4 protein-coding genes and 3 tRNA genes are annotated in these 3,405 nt (G+C 60.5%); all 7 read left to right on the top strand.

What is annotated here, in order from left to right:
* The first annotated feature begins 305 nt into the window (after positions 1-305).
* Positions 306-1,265, top strand: coding sequence for a bifunctional biotin--[acetyl-CoA-carboxylase] ligase/biotin operon repressor BirA (birA, locus tag QYS36_RS10060; RefSeq protein WP_308839345.1), 960 nt, complete (start codon positions 306-308; stop codon positions 1,263-1,265).
* Complete coding sequence (locus QYS36_RS10055; protein WP_308839344.1) at positions 1,255-2,016, top strand: pantothenate kinase; 762 nt, start codon at positions 1,255-1,257, stop codon at positions 2,014-2,016. The genes birA and QYS36_RS10055 overlap by 11 nt, the downstream gene beginning before the upstream one ends.
* On the top strand, positions 2,016-2,693 hold the full coding sequence (locus QYS36_RS10050; protein WP_308839343.1) for an SPOR domain-containing protein: 678 nt from the start codon (positions 2,016-2,018) through the stop codon (positions 2,691-2,693). The genes QYS36_RS10055 and QYS36_RS10050 overlap by 1 nt, the downstream gene beginning before the upstream one ends.
* Before the next feature lie 145 nt (positions 2,694-2,838).
* Positions 2,839-2,923 (top strand) — tRNA-Tyr (locus tag QYS36_RS10045).
* Between the two features lie 25 nt (positions 2,924-2,948).
* A tRNA-Gly gene (locus QYS36_RS10040) sits at positions 2,949-3,022 on the top strand.
* 27 nt (positions 3,023-3,049) lie between these two features.
* Positions 3,050-3,125, top strand: a tRNA-Thr gene (locus QYS36_RS10035).
* 83 nt (positions 3,126-3,208) lie between these two features.
* Positions 3,209-3,405: GTP-binding protein (locus QYS36_RS10030; protein ID WP_256592507.1), on the top strand; the 197-nt coding region annotated here is incomplete at its 3' end.

Here is a 3,405-nt window from a genome sequence, read left to right as displayed (position 1 = left end):
AAGAGGTCTGGGGTTTCGTCCTTTGTGGGCCTGGGAAAAGCTGGAAGCCGGCACGGACGAGCGATCTCGAAGGGCGCCTTCCTGGGTATCGCTGCGCTCAACCCAGGCTACGGGAGGCTCGTACTAGAGCTTGTGGCGCCGTGAGTTTGTTCCGTGGTCATGGTCTGCTGCGCGTGCTCGGCGCCTAGAGCCCGCGCCAGGCTGTTGCTCCTGCCTCTTTCTATCAGAATGAATGCGCCCTGGTCGTGTAGGCAGCAGGCGAGTGCATCGTTATCATGCGCTCCTTGAAGCAGGACAGGTTAGGCATGCAGTCTTTATTGCGACTTCTACAGGATGGGCAGTTTCATTCGGGCGAAGAGCTCGGTGCTGCCGTGGGCGTAAGTCGGGCGGCCATCTGGAAGCGCCTGCAGGCGCTCGAGGCCGAGTTCGACCTGCAGATCCACAAGGTTCGCGGACGCGGCTACCGGCTCGAGGCGCCCTTGTCGCTGCTGGACAATGACTCGCTTTGCGCCTCGTCGACCTACCCGATCACCCTGCTGCAGCAAGTCGACTCGACCAATGCCCAGGCCATGCGTCATCTGGCGTCGGGTGCCGTTCCGCCATTCCTGGTGATTGCCGAGCAACAGACCGCGGGTCGTGGTCGGCGCGGTCGCAGCTGGGCGAGCCCGTTCGGCGAGAATCTTTATTACAGCCTGGTGCTGCGGGTCAGCGGCGGGATGCGTCAGCTCGAAGGTCTTAGTCTTGTCGTCGGGCTTGCGCTGCTGCAGGCGCTTCGCGATGCCGGCGCTGCCGATGCGGGTTTGAAGTGGCCCAACGACTTGCTGGTCGGCGGCCGCAAGATCGCCGGTATCCTGCTGGAGCTGTCCGGTGATCCAGCCGATGTTTGCCATGTGGTCATCGGTATCGGTGTGAACATCAACATGCGAGTGACGCCGCAGGGCGAGGTTATCGACCAGCCCTGGACATCGCTGCGTCAGGTGCTGGGCGAGCAGGTCGATCGCAACGTGTTCGTGGCCGGCCTCAATCGTCAGCTCGAGCGTTATCTTCAGTTGCATCAGGTGCAGGGTTTCGCCGCGCTGCGTGAGCAGTGGGAGGCCAATCACCTGTGGCAGGGGCGAGTGGTGGTGCTTGCCGCCGGGGCGCAGACCATTCAGGGGCGTGTTCTCGGGGTTGATGATACGGGGGCTCTGCGCCTGCAAATCGACGGGCAGGAAAAAGTGTTCAGCGGTGGAGAGCTCAGTTTGAGGTTGCATGATGATTCTTGAGCTTGACTGCGGTAACAGCTTCATCAAATGGCGAGTCCTGCCGCGTGCCGGCCTGGGCTCGGCACTCGCCAGTGGTGTGGCGGACAGCGGTGAGGAGCTCATCGCCGCGCTGGTCGATCGTTTCGCGGGGCAGCTTTCGGTTTGTCGCCTGGTGAGTGTGCGTGGCGATGATGAAACGCGTCTGCTCTGTGCGGCCTTGTCTGCGCGCTTCGCCATCGAATGCCGGGTGGCTGCGCCTGCCCAGGTGCTTGCTGGGGTGCACAATGGCTACCTGGAGTATCAGCGCCTTGGGCTCGATCGGTGGCTGGCTGTCGTCGGTGCCTACAGCCTGGAGCGCGGAGCCTGCCTGATCCTGGATCTCGGTACGGCGATCACCTCGGACTTCGTCGCTGCGGATGGCGCCCATCTGGGTGGTTTCATATGCCCGGGTATGCCGCTGATGCGCAGTCAATTGCTGACCCACACCCGGCGTATTCGCTATGACAGTGTGGCAGCGGAACACGCCAGCGACAGCCTGATGCCGGGGCGCTGCACCGCCGAAGCGGTCGAGCGTGGTTGTCGCTTGATGCTGCGCGGTTTCGTGACCACCCAGCTCGAGCTGGCTCGCCAGCAATGCGGGGGGGAGGTGGCGGTGTTTCTGACCGGAGGCGATGCAGCGATGGCGTCAGAGTGGGTTCCGGCGGCGCGGGTGGTGCCCGACCTGGTGTTCATCGGGTTGGCGATCGCCTGCCCAGTGGCGGGAGATAAGTGATGCGCTGGATCTTCATGCTGTTGGTGGTGCTCAACGCCTTCTATTACGTCTGGCATCAGCAGCAGGTGCCCATGCAGGCCAAGGAGGTCGCACCGCTTTCCCTGTATCAGGACAGCCGACGCGACATCCAGCTGTTGAGTGAGTCCAAGCCGCAGGAGCGGCGTGCCTCTGCTGTCAGGGAGGATGCGCCCGAGCAGGCGGTGTGCCTGTTCCTGGGGCCCTTCGATGAGCCGGCGCAGGCCGAGCAGGTGGAGCAGCGGTTGCTGAGCCTGGACATTGGCTCGCAAAGCCAGGTGATCGAGTCGGCAGGCGCTGTCGACTACTGGGTTTATCTGCCTCCCCTGGCTTCCCGGCAGGCATCGCTAAGGCAGTTGCGTGAACTGCAGGCGCGCAAGATCGATAGTTACATCATCAGCCAGGGCGATCTCGCCAATGGTATCTCGCTGGGCATCTTTCCTCGCCATGACTCGGCCGACAGCGTGATCTCGCGCCTGCGCCGCGCCGGTTATGAGCCGCTGTTGCGTGAGTTGCCGCGCGCCAACCGCAGCCACTGGGTGCGGATAGCCCCGGAAAGCCGGCGTTTGGTCGATGATTCCCTGCTCGAGCGTTTGTCTTTGGACTTCAATGGCTTACAACATCAATTAATGCCATGCGAGGGGGTTGCAAGCGTTCGATAGAATGCATAGAATGGCGCCCGCTTCGCAGGGTGGTCATCTCTAGGGATGAAATGCGAAGTTGCTGTTAGCGTCGCTAAGCTCAGGTTTTTAAATGAGAAAGTGCTTGACAGTAGGGTGGCAGATAAAGAGAATGCCGCCTCCTTATGGAGGGATTCCCGAGCGGCCAAAGGGATCAGACTGTAAATCTGACGTCATAGACTTCGAAGGTTCGAATCCTTCTCCCTCCACCAGATTTAGGCGTGAGCTGCAGGCTCCGCGGGCATAGTTCAGTGGTAGAACCTCAGCCTTCCAAGCTGATGATGCGGGTTCGATTCCCGCTGCCCGCTCCAGCTTTTGTGGTTTGCGCACTGTGTTTCGCTCATGTAGCTCAGTTGGTAGAGCACACCCTTGGTAAGGGTGAGGTCAGCGGTTCAAATCCGCTCATGAGCTCCATTTAATAAAGGCAGATATGAAAGTATCTGCCTTTGTTTTAATGGCGGTATCGCTAGCTGAATTCTTCGTTGGGGACGGTCAAAATGGCTAAAGAAAAGTTTGAACGTAACAAACCGCACGTCAACGTTGGCACCATCGGTCACGTTGACCATGGTAAAACCACTCTGACCGCTGCTCTGACTCGCGTCTGCTCCGAGGTTTTCGGTTCGGCCAAGGTCGACTTCGACAAGATCGATAGCGCCCCGGAAGAGAAGGCTCGTGGTATCACCATCAACACTGC

Origin of the sequence: Pseudomonas sp. G34, assembly GCF_031119625.1 — a bacterium.
GTDB lineage: Bacteria > Pseudomonadota > Gammaproteobacteria > Pseudomonadales > Pseudomonadaceae > Aquipseudomonas.
The sequence above is the reverse complement of the archived record's forward strand: the minus strand, read 5'-3'. Positions and strand labels throughout refer to the sequence as shown.